The organism is Campylobacter sp. RM16189, from assembly GCF_012978815.1.
Taxonomy (GTDB): Bacteria; Campylobacterota; Campylobacteria; order Campylobacterales; family Campylobacteraceae; genus Campylobacter_A.
Genome location: NZ_LIWR01000004.1, coordinates 29868 through 47418, shown reverse-complemented (window position 1 = coordinate 47418; position 17551 = coordinate 29868). Strand labels below are relative to the sequence as shown.

Annotated in this window: 14 protein-coding genes and 1 tRNA gene; 12 read left to right on the top strand and 3 right to left on the bottom strand. The window is 32.3% G+C overall.

Features of this window, described 5'->3' with window-relative positions; translation table 11 throughout:
• Positions 1-12: 12 nt before the first annotated feature.
• Together CDOM16189_RS09835 and CDOM16189_RS03565 are read right to left on the bottom strand one after the other, a co-directional pair.
• Positions 13-1380: a phospholipase D-like domain-containing protein gene (locus tag CDOM16189_RS09835; RefSeq protein ID WP_249321521.1), complete on the bottom strand. Its 1368-nt coding sequence runs from the start codon at positions 1378-1380 to the stop codon at positions 13-15.
• Positions 1361-4579: an AAA domain-containing protein gene (locus CDOM16189_RS03565; RefSeq protein WP_169973030.1), complete on the bottom strand. Its 3219-nt coding sequence runs from the start codon at positions 4577-4579 to the stop codon at positions 1361-1363. The genes CDOM16189_RS09835 and CDOM16189_RS03565 overlap by 20 nt, the downstream gene beginning before the upstream one ends.
• Positions 4580-4676: 97 nt before the next feature.
• On the opposite strand from CDOM16189_RS03565, the gene kdsA reads away from it, so the two are divergent.
• The 5 genes from kdsA to CDOM16189_RS03535 all read left to right on the top strand — a co-directional run bounded on the left by kdsA (position 4677) and on the right by CDOM16189_RS03535 (position 7433).
• On the top strand, positions 4677-5477 hold the full coding sequence (kdsA, locus tag CDOM16189_RS03560) for a 3-deoxy-8-phosphooctulonate synthase (protein WP_169973032.1): 801 nt from the start codon (positions 4677-4679) through the stop codon (positions 5475-5477).
• A gap of 2 nt (positions 5478-5479) precedes the next feature.
• Positions 5480-5950 (top strand): 6,7-dimethyl-8-ribityllumazine synthase, encoded by a 471-nt coding sequence (ribH, locus tag CDOM16189_RS03555; protein WP_169940120.1) that lies wholly within the window; start codon positions 5480-5482, stop codon positions 5948-5950.
• 1 nt (position 5951) lies between these two features.
• Positions 5952-6347, top strand: a complete 396-nt coding sequence (gene nusB / locus CDOM16189_RS03550; protein WP_169973034.1) for a transcription antitermination factor NusB — start codon at positions 5952-5954, stop codon at positions 6345-6347.
• Entirely contained in the window at positions 6344-7039 is a 696-nt protein-coding gene (pyrF, locus tag CDOM16189_RS03545) for an orotidine-5'-phosphate decarboxylase (protein WP_169973036.1), read from the top strand. The genes nusB and pyrF overlap by 4 nt, the downstream gene beginning before the upstream one ends.
• Positions 7040-7342: 303 nt before the next feature.
• Positions 7343-7433: transfer RNA gene (locus CDOM16189_RS03535), tRNA-Ser, on the top strand.
• 350 nt (positions 7434-7783) lie between these two features.
• On the opposite strand, the gene CDOM16189_RS03530 is transcribed toward CDOM16189_RS03535, so the two are convergent.
• Positions 7784-9130 (bottom strand): ATP-binding protein, encoded by a 1347-nt coding sequence (locus CDOM16189_RS03530; protein WP_169973038.1) that lies wholly within the window; start codon positions 9128-9130, stop codon positions 7784-7786.
• A 129-nt stretch (positions 9131-9259) separates the two neighbouring features.
• Between CDOM16189_RS03530 and CDOM16189_RS03525 the strand changes: the two genes are divergently transcribed.
• The 7 genes from CDOM16189_RS03525 (at position 9260) to CDOM16189_RS03495 (ending at position 17541) form a co-directional block, all read left to right on the top strand.
• A complete protein-coding gene (locus CDOM16189_RS03525) occupies positions 9260-9835 on the top strand; it encodes a restriction endonuclease subunit S (RefSeq protein ID WP_170000726.1) in 576 nt (191 codons plus the stop codon).
• A gap of 2 nt (positions 9836-9837) precedes the next feature.
• Positions 9838-11325 (top strand): type I restriction-modification system subunit M, encoded by a 1488-nt coding sequence (locus tag CDOM16189_RS03520; RefSeq protein ID WP_170000725.1) that lies wholly within the window; start codon positions 9838-9840, stop codon positions 11323-11325.
• 9 nt (positions 11326-11334) lie between these two features.
• Positions 11335-12540, top strand: coding sequence for a restriction endonuclease subunit S (locus tag CDOM16189_RS03515; protein WP_211436575.1), 1206 nt, complete (start codon positions 11335-11337; stop codon positions 12538-12540).
• A gap of 4 nt (positions 12541-12544) precedes the next feature.
• Positions 12545-13501 carry a hypothetical protein gene (locus CDOM16189_RS03510; protein WP_169973046.1) on the top strand — a complete coding sequence of 319 codons (957 nt, stop codon included), beginning with the start codon at positions 12545-12547 and terminating at the stop codon, positions 13499-13501.
• Positions 13498-16539 (top strand): type I restriction endonuclease subunit R, encoded by a 3042-nt coding sequence (locus CDOM16189_RS03505; protein ID WP_170000723.1) that lies wholly within the window; start codon positions 13498-13500, stop codon positions 16537-16539. The genes CDOM16189_RS03510 and CDOM16189_RS03505 overlap by 4 nt, the downstream gene beginning before the upstream one ends.
• Complete coding sequence (locus CDOM16189_RS03500) at positions 16532-17197, top strand: M48 family metallopeptidase (protein WP_169973050.1); 666 nt, start codon at positions 16532-16534, stop codon at positions 17195-17197. Before CDOM16189_RS03505 ends, CDOM16189_RS03500 begins: the two co-directional genes overlap by 8 nt.
• Positions 17198-17388: 191 nt before the next feature.
• Positions 17389-17541 (top strand): type II toxin-antitoxin system RelE family toxin, encoded by a 153-nt coding sequence (locus tag CDOM16189_RS03495; protein WP_169973052.1) that lies wholly within the window; start codon positions 17389-17391, stop codon positions 17539-17541.
• The last annotated feature ends 10 nt before the right edge of the window (positions 17542-17551 follow it).

The following is a 17551-nucleotide window of genomic DNA, read 5'->3' as shown; positions in this document are numbered from 1 at the left end:
TAATATAGTGAGTTATACTGAAATAAATTTTTTCTTTTCTTCCTCTATAGCTTCTTTATTTTTATTTATAGTTGAGATTTCGCCTCTGTCTCCTTCGCCTCCAAAACTTAGCCAATTAAAACTACCGATTATCATAAAATCATTATCACAGATTATTATTTTAGAATGATCATCGGTTTTTATAAGATTAAATCTTTTTTTGTCAAGGCTGCCTAGGATTTGTTTTGATTTATCGTCTATGACTTTATCAAACCTATTTCTAGGCTTCATTCCATATTTTATAGTTATATTGACACCTCTTTTTAATGCTTCTTTTATATCCTCTATATAAATCTCTAAAATGTTGCTTTTAATCCATGGGCTTTGTATGTAAATTGCACTTTTAGCATTTTTTAAAACATATTTAAAATATTTTTTATGCTCCATCATTTGGATTATTGCACCCTCATCTAGATTGATACTTAACTTTTCCTCTATTTGTTCAGAAGTTTGTTCTTGAAATTTTCTTGCATTCTCTTTATATTCCTTCGCTTCTTGATTTACTTCATCACTAAATTTTTGCTCTTGAAGTAATCTATCAAAAAGTTGTGTAGCGTTCGTATCTTCATTATATTCTTTATCTATAACTAAAATTTTTTCCTCTTCATATATATTTTTATAAAAAAGACAAAAATATTTTTTAAAAAATTTATTAGTATCTATAGCTAAAATTTCATCCACTTGATAATTTTCATGCTTATTGTCATCTGTCCTATCAACTCCATTTAGAGTCTCTATTATGAATTGTCTTAATGTTTTTTGGTCTATAAATTCACTATCGAGTTCTTGCATTCTTGGTCTTATGCTGAAATTTGGTTTGAATTCAAAAGCTTCTTTGTTGGATTTGTTGTCTAGTGTTATGTCTTTTGATTCCTTCGAGGCTTTTATAATTTTGCCTAATACTCCATCTATGGCTATATAAGATGTTGTTGTTTCTTTAACTTTTTCTTTTTCTTTTTTAAGTATTTCGTTGCCTTTTGAAGTTAAAGAGATCTCATTTAGACTATCAACTTTGATATAGCCTTTTATATTAAATTCTGCCAAGATGCTATCTAGTATGTCGGTGTCTATTAGTGTAATATCTTTTAAAATATCATATCTTTGAGTGTCTTTTGTTTTCTGTAGATAGCTTATTATTTTTAAAATTCCTATAATTATGGGATGGACCTCTTGCTCTTTTGAAATTTCATACTCTATTTTGGTTTTGTATATAGGATAAACTATTTCTTTAGCATCATAAATTACAAATTTATCATAGAAATCACTATACTTGTGATTTAAAAGTTCTAAATCGGGTTTAAAATTTTCTTTTGTTTCTACTTTATTTTTTAATTTTGCCATTTTTATTTCCTGTTTTTAGGCTTATTATCTGGTATTTGTCTTTATTTGATTTACAATGCTTTATTATTTCTCTAAAAGGATTGCTTTCGCCACTTATATCGGCATCAAACAAAAATTCCATATCTCCAACAATAATTAAAAGTTTTTTTGCTCTTGATAGAGATACGTTCAGTCTTTTTTCATCTGCTATGAAATCTATTTTTCCTTTGCCTTTTTTGTTTTTAACTTTTGAGGATCTAACACAATCATAGATAATAATATCTCTATCGCTTCCTTGAAAACTATCAACTGTTCCTATATCTATTTTTAGCTCTTTAAAGTCTTTTTTCTTAATATTTTGCTCGAGTAATGATTTTTGCGCTTTATACGGTGTTATAATGCCTATATCGTAGTTTAGTTTTTCATCGATTATTGTCCGATATAATGTTTCTAGGGTTTTTCTTATGTAAGTTGCGTTGCAACGATTTATCTTTCCTGTTCCTTGCTGAGCATCTTCTTTGTTCTCTAGCCCAGAGGTGTCAAGCCATACTACACTTGAATTAAAATATTTAAATCCATGTTGTTTTGTTTTGTTTACTTCATCACTAACATTAAGATTTCCATCATAAAAGGCATTGCTGTAAAGCTCACATATATTTCTTTCGGAGCGATAATTGTTAGTTAGTGTATGTTTCAAATTTTCTCTATCAGCTGTTTTAAGCCTCTCAAAGAGCCTTTCGAAAAAAGATGTTTTGGCGTTATTTTTATCATCTATTTTTTCAAAAACATCATCATCTATTACAGGTGCAAGCTGCTTATGATCTCCAACTAAAACTATCTTTTTTGCTTTTATACAAGGAACTAATAATTCACTTAAAGTAGCTCTTCCCGCCTCATCAACTATAGCAATATCAAATTTTATATCTTTAAAATCCTTCCAGGATGAAATTCCAAGTAAGGTTCCAAAGATAAGTCTTATATTTTTTGTAAAAAAAACTGCAAATTCGTTATTTTTGGTACCTTTTTTATTTGTTAAATTTGATGTGATTGTTTGCAATCTTTTGAAAAAATCTTGTTGTAATTCTCTGAGATCACTTTGTATATTGCGGTCAATATGTTTTATTGCATTATTTTTAATTCTGTCTAAATTCTCTTTTATTAGATTATCTATGACTTTGTTTGGCGTATAGTTTTTAGCTTGCATGCTTATTTTTGATTCGTCATTGCCTATGCGTAAAATTTTACCTTCATCCTCGCAAATTTTTTCTAGAACATTATCTACGGCTTGGTTGCTTTGAGATGCTATTAAAATTTTATCGTGCTTGTTATTCTGCAAAATTTGTTTGACTATTTCTGTTATAGTTGTTGTTTTACCTGTGCCAGGAGGGCCTTGTATAAGCAAAACTTCACAATCTTCTGCCAAGCTTAAACTTTTTACTACAGCTTCTTTTTGGTTGCTATCTAGTGATTCATTGTTCCAACTTTTAACATCCACAAGATCATTTTTTATAAATTCATTAGGATTGTTTATTTTCCTTAATAAATTCGGTATTACTACATTAGATGTCTGAAGATCCTTTAAAGCCCTTTGTCTCTTGTTCCAAATAATTTCTTCTATTTGATAATCATAGCTTATTTTATATTTTATATTTTTTTCAATTTCTCTGTTTGTTGTATATTTTTCAAATTTAACAGTCAGTATTTTTGTGTCTTGTCTATATTCAACTACTTCTCCGGCTAAATTTACTGTTTTGTTATCACTTTCGATTATGACCTGTTGTCCTGGTTTGAAATTTTTATATTTTTTTAAATTTGAGCTAAGACTATCCATGCTATTAATCGAATCTAAAAAATCACTGTCTTTTTCATCATCATATCTTTTAAATTTAATTTCATCTTTGCTTTTGTCTATATCGCTAAGCATAAAAAATTGCTCATTTTTCTTTTCTTGTATAGTTTTATATTCTGCATCCAAAAGTTCTTCTTCTGTACTAATTGATTTTTTGTCTATTTCTATTTTTTTATCTTCGGCTTGTTTTAATTCAAATGCTTCTCTTAAGCTGTCTCTAAAATCCATTACATCATCACAAGCATTACAGTGATTATGTCCTATAGTTATCTTAAAATAATCATCGCTTTCTAAGCCTTGATTATAAAGTTCCTCCGTCTTTCTTGAATTATTTAAAATGTTAAAACAAAACAAATAAGACTGATCTTTGGCAGAGCAACAAAATATATTGTTATCAATAGCTATTTTTATCTCTTCTTGACCTTTTTTATCTAGCCCAAAACTCCAAAAAGATTTTTTATGTGCAAGTTTTTCTGTTAATGATTCTTCTATATTATATTTATCAACTCCTGAATTTTTTTGAATATAATCACTGACCACTCTATCGCTTAAATTTATCTCGAAAATATTTAATTTTTGATACTTACTTAAAAGTTCTTTAAGTTCTTTTTCTGCATCTATTAAATTTAGCCTGTTTTCAGGATTTAGTTCTATCATCTTTTTTGCTATTAAAAATAAGCTATTTTCAGTATCATCAAGCTCATAATTTTCATAAATTTGCTGAAATAAATTATTTAGATCATTTGGATTTTTGTAGGCTTTAAAAAAAATAAATCCATTAAAACTATCTATTATTAATTTTAGCATGCAAATACCAAAAGAATATATGTCGCTTTGTTTGCTAATCTCATTTTTTTCTAATTGTTCTGGAGCATAAAATATTTTATTTGGTTTATTTTGTAGCATAGAATACAGGTAACTTCTTCCGAAATCAAGCAAATATACGTTATTTTGATAGTCAATTAATATATTATCTGGATTTATATTTCCATGATAAAAATTTTTTTGATGAATATATTTAATGGCTGAAATTATCTGTAAATAACATTTTATAAGGTTTGAATGCCTATAAGTCTCATTGTATTTTTGAAAAATTTTGTATTCCAGTTTTTCAACTTCTTGATATTTTTTTTGAATAAAATAAAATTTATCATTATCTTCTTCTATTATGAGATTACTTATATTTTGATGATGAATTTGAGTCAAGTTTTTTGCCGTGTATGAGTAAAAACCATCATTTTGATTTTTAGTAAAACATTCTATTTCGTATAGATTATCATTGTATTTCGCCAAGATTCTGCCATTGTCTTGTTCTTCTATAATTTTATATTTGCCCAGAATTTTATTCATGATTTTAAGCTCATTTTTCATAAATTTTCAGTAGTTTTTATTATATATTTTTATCTATTGATATAATCTTAAAGTTAAATTGATTATAATCTGTAGATTTTATTTTTAAAGGCTGAAAATGATACTAATCGCAGGGCCTTGCGTCATCGAGAGCGAAGAGCTTGTGTTTGACGTGGCAAAAAGGCTTGTGAAATTTAATGAAGATAATAGGATAGAGTTTTATTTTAAATCAAGTTTTGATAAGGCAAATCGCACGAGCATAAGCAGCTTTCGCGGTCCCGGACTTGAAAAAGGTTGTGAAATTTTAGCTCGTGTGAAAAAGGAATTCGGCTTTAAAATTTTAACGGACATTCACGAGAGCTATCAAGCTAAGCCTGTAGCTGAGGTTGCCGATGTGCTTCAAATTCCTGCGTTTTTATGTCGTCAGACAGACTTGCTTGTGGCTGCGGCCAAGACAAATTCGGTCGTAAATATCAAAAAAGGGCAGTTTTTAGCAGCAAGCGCGATGAAGCATTCGGTTAAAAAAGTGCTTGAAACTCGTGGTGTAGATGGCGACGGATATGAAATAGCTAAACAAAACGGAATTTGGCTAACGGAGCGCGGAAGCACTTTTGGATATGGAAATTTGGTCGTTGATATGAGAAATTTAGTTTTAATGAGAGAATTTGCGCCTGTGATATTTGACGCTACGCATAGCGTTCAGATGCCTTCTGCTCTTGGTGAAAAGAGTGGCGGAGATGCAAGATTTGTGCCGTATCTTGCAAGAGCGGCGGCAAGTGTGGGTGTGGATGGGTTTTTCTACGAAACGCACATAAATCCGTGTGAAGCGATGTGTGATGGACCAAATATGTTAAATTTAGGCGAGCTGGATAGAGTTGTAGAGCAGACTTTAAAAATACAAGAAATTTTAAGGGGATAATTATGAACATAATCGAAGGAAATTTAAAACTAAGCGGAAAAGAAAAAATCGCAATTATCAACGCGAGGTTTAACCACATCATTACTGATAGGCTTGTCGAAGGCGCTAGGGATGCATTTCTTCGCCACGGCGGAGATGAAAAAAATTTAAGCCTTATTTTAGTTCCGGGGGCATTTGAAATCCCTATGGCTCTTGAAAAAGCTCTTGAGAGCGGCAAATGGGACGCGATATGCTGCGTTGGAGCGGTTATTAGAGGCTCAACCCCTCATTTTGACTATGTTTCGGCTGAAACCACAAAAGGCATCGCAAACGTAACTCTTAAATACGGCAAGCCCGTAACATTTGGCGTGCTAACGGTAGATAGTATCGAGCAGGCCATTGAGCGAGCGGGCAGTAAGGCCGGGAATAAAGGCTTTGAAGCGATGAGCGGCGCGATAGAGCTTTTAAATTTATATAAAAATATAAAGGTTTAAAATGGCAACTCGTCATCAGGTCAGACAAGCCGTCATTTCGCTACTTTACGCTCAGGAGATGGGTAGTGAGATGAGTGAGTTTAAGGATGAGTTTTTAGAGGAAAAAAAGATAAGAAACGAGCAGAGAAATTTCACGACCTCGCTTTATGACGGAGTGAATGAAAATTTAGCCGCTATTGATGAGATCCTTAATGTACACTTAAAAGAGTATAAAATTCACGAAATAGGCGTGGTTGAAAGAGCGATATTGCGTCTTGGAGTGTATGAGATGAAATTTACTGATACCGATAAGGCAGTCGTAATCAATGAGGCGATAGAGCTTGCTAAAGAGCTTGGAAGCGACTCGGCTCCGAAATTTATAAACGGCGTGCTTGATGCCGCAAGGAGTGATATATGAAACTTTGTGTAGCTTTGGATATGCCTAATATGGAGCAAAATTTAGAGCTTGCTAGAAAGTTAAGTGGCCTTGATGTCTGGATGAAAGTTGGGCTTAGAAGTTATTTAAGAGACGGAGCTAAAATCATAAATGAGATAAAAAAAATAGATGATTTTAAAATTTTCTTAGATCTTAAGCTGCATGATATACCAAACACGATGGCCGATGCCGCAGAAGTGATAGCAAGCTTGCCTGTTGATATGATAAATATACATGCAAGTGCGGGAAAACGGGCGATGAGCGAGGTTATGAACCGTTTAAATTTATTAAAAAATCGTCCCTTGGTTCTTGCTGTATCGGCGCTTACTAGTTTTAATGAGGATGGTTTTAGAATAGTTTATAACGACGATATAAAAAATTTTGTTCTTAAATTTTGTGTTAGTGCTTATGAAGTAGGTGTTGATGGGATGGTTTGTTCGGTATTTGAGAGTAATATGATAAAAGATGCGACATCATGTTTTTTCCTTACTTTAACTCCAGGAATTCGTCCTTTTAATGAGGATACGAACGATCAAAGTAGAGTAGCTGATTTGGATGCCGCAAAAAGAGAAAATAGCGATTTTATCGTAGTTGGCAGACCGATATATGAAGATAGTAATCCTAGGGAAATCTGCGAAAGAATACTATCTGAAATAGAAGTTACAAATGAGTGAGCTTAGAAAAATTCCATTTGTCGGAAAATCTACCGAAGCAGATCTAATAGCTCTTGGATATTCAGATATAGCTTCGCTCAGATATGCTTGATCTTGAGGATATGTATAGGGCGAACTATCACAATGGATCGTGGAAGCGATAGGTGTATTTTGTATGTTTATCGCATGATCTGATATTATGCGAATACTCTAAATCCGAATAAGAATAGGCTAAAATAGTGTCTTTGGAAAGATTAGTTAGAATTTACAAAATTTAAGCGGCATATCAGGAGCTATTTAATATAATCACATTTCTTCTTTTATGGACAGATGGGTGAGCGGCTGAAACCACACCCCTGCTAAGGGTGCAAGTCTTAATCGGGCTTCGAGGGTTCAAATCCCTCTCTGTCCGCCACGAAGACCTAAACTACGGCATTTCAAAGCACTTTTTAAAAAATGAAAAATCCCTCTGCCGACCCCCGCCGGCAAAATTAAACATAAATGCTTATATCTCGATTAAAATCATCTAAGTTTTGATTAATGTAATTAACATCGGGAATTTATGAAAACATAGTGGAGACCGTAAAAGACTTAAACGTTTCGGTTCATGCTAATTACGATTTTGCAAAATAGACGACAAATTTTATAAAAGATCAGAAAATTTATTAAATTTTAAAAATCAATGAAGTGCTAAAACAGAGCCTAATATTAAATTTAAAAATGCTATTTAATGATTAAAAAGAATTGTTTCTGCAGTCAAAATATCTACACCAACTCCACCAATATAATTTCATCACTATTAAGCTTCTTTAGTTCATCGGTAAATCCACTTTTGCTAAATATAAAAAAATGCTTTATAGGCAAATTTGAGTCTATCTTTTTAGATTTTTCTTGCAGTTCTTTTAATACGTCTATACCTACTTTTTTATTAGAGTATTTACACTCTGCTACTATTAAGTAGTCTTGTGCTATGCCTACAACGTCTATTTCAGTATCTTTGTCCCACCATCTGCCGCATTTTATGAGACTATAATTATTCATCATATATCTTAAGGCTAGTTTTTCATATATAGGAGATATAAAGCTATTAAAGTTTTCTTTTAATATACTTAAAACATAGTTAGTATTACCTATTTCTAGCTGGCTCTTGTAAGGTAGTACATAGCTAAACCAGAATCTAAAGAAGTTGTCTTTAATAAAGTAAAGTCCTTTTTTGCTCTTTAGTGGATTACTCTCTGTTATCGGAACATCTTTATATATGATATCAAGCTCTATTAGTTTCGATATAAAAGAGGTGATGTTTTGAACATTCTTATTTAACTTGCCGGCTATATTTCCTATCTTATGTTCTCCGTTCGCTATAGCTTCAAGTATAGAAAAGTAGGTGATTGGTTCGTTTACCTCATTTTGCAAGATGAATTGAGGTTCATTGTATAAATATCCATTCGGATTTAATATATTTGTCTCTATACTTTTAAATATATTACCGCTATCTCTAAACATCTCTAGGTATTTAGGTACTCCATAAAGCACACTATAAAGCTCTATTAGCTCATCTTTTGACTTATTATTAAAAAATTCTTTTAGATAATCAAACTCTATAGCCTCAAGTTTTATATCGCTTGTTCTTCTGCCGTATAAAGGAGAATTGTAAGATAGAGTTTGCTCGTACATCATCGATATTATAGAGCCGCAAAGTATTAGGTGGATACTTTTATCTTTCAGTAGCTCATCTATTATGTATTGGAATTGTGACGGTATAGAGCTATCTATCTTGCTAAGATATTGAAATTCATCTATGATTATTATTAGTTTTTTATCAAATTTCTTGTTTGAGAGATATTTAAATAGCTGCTTTATATCAGTTAGTTCTAAGCTCTTTAAAAGACTATCTTGTAAAAATTCCGCCACTATATCTTTAAATCTATTTAAAACTACATTAAAGTTTTCAAGAGTAGCCAAAAAGTATATAGAAGGCTTATCTTTTATAAACTCTTTTAAAAGCGTTGTTTTGCCGACTCTTCTTCTGCCGTATAACACTGTAAATGAAAAATTAGAACTAGAATATTCGTCATTTAATAGCTTAAGCTCTTTAATTCTATTGGCAAACATATCTATCCTTCAATATCGTTTTTGAATTATAATAATATCAAAACTAATTTAGATATATACTTAAATTTAGCTTGATTTATATAGTTCGATATTGTATAATTCTTGAATATAACAAAAAGGATTTGAATTTTGAGGATTGAGCTTAAAGATATATCTGAAATTAAAATCGGGCTAATGACTGAACGCAAAAAGGCGTTAGTCGCTGATACTACACAGAAAAGATACAACTTAGTTTCCCTTAAATCTTTCAGTGAAGACGGTATATATAGTCACGACTTTAGTGAAAATTTTATATCAAACGAGCAATTAAAAGATGATTATTTAGTAAGAAAAGGAGATGTTTTAATACGCCTTAGATGGCCAAATTTTGCCGTGAGTATAGATGCTCAATACGAAAATTTGATATTTTCATCTCTTGTTGCTCGCTTAAGATTAAAAAATAGTTTTGAGCCAAAATTTATAGCTTACTACCTAAACAGCAATATCGTTAAAAAAGCCCTTTATAGCGACATTTCAGGAAGAATAGCCGCTATAAAAGTAAGCGATCTTGCTAAGATTAAAGTTCCTAGTATTAGTCTGCAAAAACAGCAACAAATCGTAAAATTTTTAGAAATATCAGCTAAAAAAAATGAAATTTTAACATCTATGGTAGAGAAAAACAAAATCTTTACAAAATCAGTATTCCAAGAAGCAATCAAAGGATAAAAATGCAAAAAACAACAAAAGATACTATAAATAATGTAGTTTGGAAGGCTTGCGATACATTTCGCGGCACTATAGATAGTAGCGATTATAAGGATTATATTTTAACGATGCTTTTTATAAAGTATCTTTCCGATTTTTATAAAGAAAAGCTTGAAAATTTAAAAGAAAAATATGGCGATAAAAAAGATCGCATAGAGGCTAGCTTAAAGCGTGAGAAATTTAGACTCGATGAAGAGCATACGTTTGAAAGGCTTATAGAGCAAAAAGAGGCGGATAATCTAGGCGAGATCATTAATAAAATGCTTGATAAGATAGAGGAGGATAACTCCGAAAAGCTGGAAGGGATTTTTAGAAGCATTGATTTTAACAATAAAAACAAGCTTGGAGACACAAAAGAAAGAAATGCTATCTTAAAGCACCTAATCGAAGACTTTAGCGATCCTAGACTTGACCTGCGTCCATCACGCCTAGCAAGTAGCGACGCTATAGGCGATGCGTATGAGTATCTTATATCAAAATTTGCTAGCGATGCCGGTAAAAAAGGCGGAGAATTTTATACTCCGGGAGAGGTTTCTGATCTGCTAGCTCAGCTTGTAGAGCCAAAAGACGGCGCCATGATATATGACCCAACCTGCGGATCAGGCTCTTTGCTGATAAAAGTCAGCAAGCAGACAAACGGTCAAAATTTCCGTCTTTACGGACAGGAGAAAAATAGCCAAACCCAAGCGCTTTGTAAAATGAATATGTTTTTGCATGAGATAAATGACTCGGTTATCGAGTGGGGCGATACGATAAGAAATCCGCTTCATCTTGAAAATAGTCTTTTAAAAACCTTTGATGTGGTCGTTGCAAATCCGCCTTTTAGCCTTGATAAATGGGGTGAAGATATAGCCGCAAATGACAGTTTTGGCAGGTTTAAAAGAGGTGTGCCTCCAAAGAGCAAGGGCGATTTTGCTTTCGTGCTTCACATGATAAGCTCTTTAAATTCAAACGGAACTATGGGCGTGATTTTGCCCCACGGCGTGCTATTTAGGGGAGCTAGTGAGGGAAGGATAAGAGAAAAACTAATAAGAGAAAATCTACTTGATGCGGTCATCGGACTGCCTGCAAATCTATTTTACGGCACAAGTATACCGGTTTGCATCATGATCTTTAAGAAAAATCGCACTAAAGAAGACGTGATTTTTATAGACGCTAGCCGTGAATTTGAAAAGAGCAAAAATCAAAACAGCCTAACTGATGAAAATATCCAAAAGATCATCACCGCATACAAAAATAGAAGCCGGATCGATAAGTATTCTCACGTAGCAAGCATAAACGAGATAGAGCAAAATGATTTTAATCTAAACATCCCTAGATATGTAGATACTTACGAGGAAGAAGAGCAAGTCGATATGACCGCTGTTAAGCTTGAAATTTCACGGCTTGAAGATGAGCTAAAAATAGTTCAAGATAAGATGGATGGCTATCTTAAGGAGCTTGGACTATGAGGGATAAAGATGAATAGTTTTAAAAATTTGCCGAGCGGGTGGAGGGTTGTAAGGCTGGGAGATGTTGCTGAAAAAGTTTCAACTAAAAATAAAGATAGCTTTATAAATTTAGTTTTATCAAATTCGGCAACAAATGGAATTGTCGTGCAAAATGAATATTTTGATAAAGACATAGCAAACAAAAATAATATTCAAGACTACTATATTGTAGATTATGGAGATTTTGTTTATAACCCACGAATTTCCATAAATGCACCAACAGGACCTATTAATAGAAATTTGATTTCCATTGGTATAGTTTCACCTTTATATACTGTATTTAGAGTGGAAGATGAGAAAAAGGCAAAATTTTTATCGTATTTTTTTAAGAGTATTTTTTGGTATAACCAAGTTAAAAGTGTAGCAAACTATGGTGCTAGACACGATAGGATAAATATCACGGATAAAGATTTTTTTTCATTAGAAATTTTACTTCCGCCGATTGATGAACAAGAAAAAATAGCGGAAATTTTATCTACTTGGGATAGGGCTATAAATTTAACCGCAGAACTAATCAAATCAAAAAAAGAGTTCAAAAAAGGCTTAATGCAAAACCTTCTTACCACCAAAATCCGCCTTCCAAACTTCAACGACGAGTGGCAAGAAACTAAACTTGGAGAGATTTTGACAGAGCATAAGCTTAAAAGTGATGGTAAAAGTGATGTGTATTCTGTGTCTGTTCATGTCGGAATTATCAACCAAATAGAGTATTTGGGGAGAAGCTTTGCAGCACAAGATACTTTAAATTATAATCTTGTAAAACCTTTTGATATTGTTTACACGAAAAGCCCTACTGGTAATTTTCCTTATGGAATAATAAAGCAAAATTTCAATGGAAAAAATGTTATAGTATCTCCATTGTATGGAGTTTTTACACCAATAAATAGATATTTGGGAGCTTGGTTACATTTTTATTTTGAGTCATCAATAAGAACAAAAAACTACTTGCAAACAATTATTCAAAAAGGTGCTAAAAATACTATCAATATATCAAATGCAACATTTTTATCAAAAAAAATTTTGATACCAATAGCTTTAAAAGAACAACAAAAAATCGCAGAAATTTTAACCGCTTGTGATGATGAGATAAAAATTTTAGAAAACAAACTAGAGAGCTTAAAAACACAAAAGCAAGGACTTATGCAAAATTTATTAACAGGAAAGGTAAGGACTTGATGTTATGAATGATAATAATAAAAATATTAGCCAAGCAAGAAATAGACTGATAGTTCATTATTATTTAAATGATAATTCTCACTCTATGAATGCATTTGTTAGAAATAGTATAGAAAAAGATTTTCTAAATATTGTTAGTGTCGTGTGTGCTGTGTTGGATGTCGAAATAAAACTTGAAAGTAAAGTTCCTGAAAAAGGCGGATATATTGAAATTTTGGAGGTAATAGAAAAATACCCAACAGCATCTTCAATTTCAGCAGCTACCATAGGATATGTTGCCAATAAGATTGTTGAATTGATAAAACATATTTGTAGCGGTGCATATAAAAAAAATAGATTGGAAGTTAAAAAATTAGAACTTGAAATAGCTGAACTTAAAAATAAGAGTAATAAAAATGATATTTCGCAAGATATAAATTTAGAACAAAAAATAGCAAGACCGTTATCAAATTATTATTCAAAGTTAGAAAAATATGAAAAAATACAAAAAGTTGGATTTGGCTCTGAAGTTAAAAAAGAAACAATCATTGAAAGAGTAGAGTTTAAAAATTTTATTATCAACGATGGTAAGGAATTGGAAGAAGATGATGATGCCGTCATAGAATTAATATCTCCTGTTCTAAAAGAAGGTAAATACAAATGGAAAGGAATTTATAAAAATGAAAAGATAGATTTTAGCATGGGGGATAGTAAATTTAAAAACGATGTCATTGATAGCAAATATGATTTCGGAAATGGCTCTTTTATAAAATGTCATCTTGAAATTGTAAAAACGTATGATGATTTTGGAGAAGAAAGCAAAGCAAGACTTTATAGGGTTGTAAAAGTTTATGAAATAAAAAAAGATGCTTTTGATGAATGGAAAATAAGAAAAGAAGGTATTAAAAAAAGGAAGAAAAAATTTGATGAAAAAGTAAAAAGTTTATTTTTAGAATGTAGTGATTTAAAGGATCTAAAATGACCCCAAACACATCGGAAAAAGCATTGCAACAAAACTGCATAAATTTACTTAAAAGTGAACTGTTTGGTTATAAATTTATAAGCAGAGATGAAAATTTAAAACTAAGAGACAACCAAACATCAAATGTTCTTTTCAAAGAAATTTTGGCTAAAAAGCTAAACGAGCTAAATTCATACGAATACAAGGGTGAAATTTATAAATTTTCTCCTCAAAGCATAACCAGAGCTATCGAACATCTCGATGTAAGCCTAAATGAGGGTCTAGGCGTGGCAAACGAGCGAGTTACAAATATGCTTTTAATGGGGGAGAGTTATGAAGAGAGCTTGCCTGACGGCTCTAAAAGAAGTTTTAGCATAAAATTTATCGATTTTGAAAATATCTACAATAACGACTTTTATATAACCGAAGAATTTGCCGTGGCCAAGTCTGATAAAAGCGACAAAAAGAGCAGAAGACCCGATCTGGTGCTTTTTGTAAACGGCATTCCTTTGACTGTCATTGAGCTTAAAAAATCAAGCATAAACGTCCAAAACGGTATAAACCAGCTTCTAAAAGAGCAAGAAAAGGGCGAGATACCACATCTTTTTAAATTTATACAGCTTACATTAGCTGCCAACGCAAATGAAGCAAGATACGGCACCACTCTAACAAAGCCTGAATTTTACTCTATTTGGAAAGAAGAGGAAGAAGAGAGTGCGAGAGAGAATTTAGCTAAATTTGTAAACGATAGAAGCATAACAGCTCTTGATATGACACTTTATGCCTTGCTAAGACCGGATAGACTTCTTGATCTCATGAGAAATTTTATCCTTTTTGATAATAGAGTTAAGAAAATTTGCAGGTATCAGCAGTTTTTTGGTATCAAAAGAACTCTAAAAAGAGTCGAGCGAATAGAAGACGGCAAAAGAACGGGTGGGCTTATTTGGCATACCCAAGGAAGCGGAAAGAGCCTAACTATGGTTATGCTAACCAAGCTTTTAAAGCAAATTTATACAAATTCAAAAGTAATAATAGTAAGCGATCGTATCGAGCTTGATAAGCAGATAGAAGGAGCTTTTAAGAATACCGATATAAGGGTTGAACGCTGCTTTAGCGGTGCAAATTTGACCCATAAGCTAAAAAGTAATGTCGGCGTTATAACAACTTTAGTGCATAAATTTGCAAGCGTTGCAAACTCCAAAACAGTATTAAACGATAACAATATCTTTGTATTGGTTGATGAGAGTCACCGAACTCAAGGGGGCGATTTGCATATAGCCATGAGAAGAGCGTTGCCAAACGCTTGCTATATAGGCTTTACGGGAACTCCGCTTTTAAAACGTGAGAAAAATAGCTTTGCAAAATTTGGCGGAGAGATACACAGATATACGATAGATGACGCGGTTAGAGACGGAGCAGTGCTGCCGCTTTTGTATGAGGGTAGATTTGTGGAGCAAGAAATTTCAAATCCTGAAATTTTAGATGAGAGATTTAAGGCGATTTGCAGAAATTTAAGCGATGAGCAAAAGAGAGATTTGCAGCAAAAGTGGGCTAAATTTAGCAAGGTGGCTTCAAGTGAGCAAAGGCTATATCTTGTGGCTATGGATATAAATAAACATTTTAAAGAGTTTGCAAAGCCCGGATTTAAAGCTATGTTTGCAACTAGCTCAAAATTTGAGGCGATAAAGTATCATCAAATTTTTAAAGATTTGGGCGAGATAAAAACAGCCTTTGTCATATCAAACGAACAGGATGAAAATGTAGGCGGAAGCAGAGAATTTGTAATAAATGCAATGAAAGATATAGAAAAAGAGTATGGAGATAATGAAAGATATATAGATACCGTAAAAGATGAGTTTTTAAACGGTGATGATATGGATATGCTGATAGTCGTTGATAAGCTTCTAACGGGTTTTGACGCTCCAAGAGCCGCTATCTTATACGTCGATAAACCTTTAAAAGAGCATAATCTGCTTCAAGCCATAGCAAGAGTAAACAGGGTATATGAGGGCAAAGACTACGGGCTTATAATAGACTATAGAGGGCTTTTAAGAGAGCTAAGCGATAGCCTTGAAAGCTACGAGTGTCTAAGCGGATTTGACGGGGTGGATATAGTGGGGGCTGTTATAGATGTAAGAAGCGAGATATCAAAAGTAAAAACTTACTATACTCATTTAGAGGAGCTTTTTAAAGATGTGGAGTTTAAAAATGATGTAGAGAGTTATGCGAAGTCTTTGGATGATAAAGATAAGCGTAAAAATTTTAAAGAGTGGCTTTCATCTCTTGCGAGGGCTTTTGCTCTAGCCTTAAGTAGTGACAAGACGGCAGAAATTTTAACTGGTATTGAGATAAAAGAGTATAAGAGTAAAATCAAATTTTATAATGAATTAAGAAGTATCGTGCAGATAATGTATCAAGAAAAATGCGACTTTAATAAGTATGAAAAAGATATGCAAAAGCTGCTTGATACTTTTATAAACGCAAAAGGAGTTAATACTCTAAGTAGGATTGTAAATATATTTGAGGCGGAATTTGATAGTGAAGTAGATAGGCTTGTGGCGGCAAATGCAAAAGCTGAAAGTATCAAAAGTGCGCTAGATGCAGTTGTGACTGAAAAATTTGACTCAAATCCGGCATTTTACAGGTCTATTTCAGCTCAAATTCAAAAAATCATAGATGAATATACCGCCGGACGCTTGAGTGATGAAGAAAAATTAACCGCTTTAAGAGCTATAAAAGAGCAGATAGTAAATAAAAAAGATGAGATGAAAGAGGAATTTAAGGGCAAGAGATCGATTGCCGATATGTATGAGAATTTAGCAGACTTAACTCAGATAGATGAAGAGGAGCTTGTCGCTTTAGCTCAAAAGATAGATGAAATTTACAGCTCTTACGCACTGAGACCTGAGTGGGATAAAAATATAGATGTAAAAAACGAGATAGAGGGGGCTATAGATGAGCTTTTATGGGATATAGAGGATAAATTTGACATAAATATTGAAAATAAAACTGAAATTTATGAAGTTATGCGCAACATAGGAATAAATCATTATGCTTAAAAGCGTAAAAATTATCAAAAAGGATATTAAAAACTTTAGCATTAAAGTTAAGCCAAGCGGTGAAGTAATAATTAACGCACCAAAAGATGCGAGCGATGAGCATATAGGGTTTGTGTTTAAAAAGCGCGAGAAGTGGATAATTATCAAGCAGGAATTCTTTGCCAAATTTAAAAGTCGTGAAAAAGAGCTTGTAAGCGGCGAAGAGATGAAGTATCTAGGAAGAAGCTATAGGCTAAAAGTAAATGAGAGCAAAGAAGAGTTTGTAAGACTTAACAGAGGCACTTTAGAGCTTTTTGTGCGAGATAAGAATAACTTTAAAAAGAAGCAAAAACTACTTGATGAGTGGTATAAAGATAAGGCGCTTATCTGTTTTTTTAACATCATAAACGAGTTTAATAAGATGGTAAAAAGAGATATAAAAAATGTAAGAATTCGCAAGATGAAGACTCGCTGGGGCAGCTGCAATGCGGCAAAATCATATATAAACTTAAATCTTGAACTAATCAAAAAACCAAAAAAATGCGTAGAATACGTTATATTTCACGAATTAGCGCATTTGATTCATACTGATCATAGTAAAAAATTTTATGAATATCTTAGTGTTTATATGAGTGATTGGCAAGAGAGAAAAAGAGTGCTTGAAAATTCGTTGAATTAGTTTTATGTTATTAATACTACTTAAGATACTAAAATAACAAAAAGCTTTTACGTTCAAGAAGCTATAAAAAGATTCTTAGAAGATATGAATGATTATATAGATGCCATGGAAGAGTTAAAAAAGATAGAGAGTGATCCTAATCCTCAGTTTTATACTCTTGATGAAGTAGCTAAAGAGCTTGGCGTAAAAATATGAAAGTAAATTTCAGTAAAAATGCGTTAAAAGAGCTTAAGAAATTAGATAATAGTGTTAGCATTAAAATACTTAAAAAGCTAAAAGAGATAGAGGGCTTAGATAATCCTCTTTTAATATCAGTTCATTTTGTGTTGATAATTATTATCTAAATTGTAATAT

Coding starts and splice junctions, on each gene's coding strand:
- CDOM16189_RS03530 (WP_169973038.1), bottom strand. CDS start 9,130: ATGTTTGCCAATAGAATTAAAGAGCTTAAGCTATTAAATGACGAATAT.
- CDOM16189_RS09835 (WP_249321521.1), bottom strand. CDS start 1,380: ATGGCAAAATTAAAAAATAAAGTAGAAACAAAAGAAAATTTTAAACCC.
- CDOM16189_RS03500 (WP_169973050.1), top strand. CDS start 16,532: ATGCTTAAAAGCGTAAAAATTATCAAAAAGGATATTAAAAACTTTAGC.
- nusB (WP_169973034.1), top strand. CDS start 5,952: ATGGCAACTCGTCATCAGGTCAGACAAGCCGTCATTTCGCTACTTTAC.
- pyrF (WP_169973036.1), top strand. CDS start 6,344: ATGAAACTTTGTGTAGCTTTGGATATGCCTAATATGGAGCAAAATTTA.
- CDOM16189_RS03510 (WP_169973046.1), top strand. CDS start 12,545: ATGAATGATAATAATAAAAATATTAGCCAAGCAAGAAATAGACTGATA.
- CDOM16189_RS03495 (WP_169973052.1), top strand. CDS start 17,389: ATGAAAGTAAATTTCAGTAAAAATGCGTTAAAAGAGCTTAAGAAATTA.
- CDOM16189_RS03505 (WP_170000723.1), top strand. CDS start 13,498: ATGACCCCAAACACATCGGAAAAAGCATTGCAACAAAACTGCATAAAT.
- kdsA (WP_169973032.1), top strand. CDS start 4,677: ATGATACTAATCGCAGGGCCTTGCGTCATCGAGAGCGAAGAGCTTGTG.
- ribH (WP_169940120.1), top strand. CDS start 5,480: ATGAACATAATCGAAGGAAATTTAAAACTAAGCGGAAAAGAAAAAATC.
- CDOM16189_RS03515 (WP_211436575.1), top strand. CDS start 11,335: ATGAATAGTTTTAAAAATTTGCCGAGCGGGTGGAGGGTTGTAAGGCTG.
- CDOM16189_RS03565 (WP_169973030.1), bottom strand. CDS start 4,579: ATGAAAAATGAGCTTAAAATCATGAATAAAATTCTGGGCAAATATAAA.
- CDOM16189_RS03520 (WP_170000725.1), top strand. CDS start 9,838: ATGCAAAAAACAACAAAAGATACTATAAATAATGTAGTTTGGAAGGCT.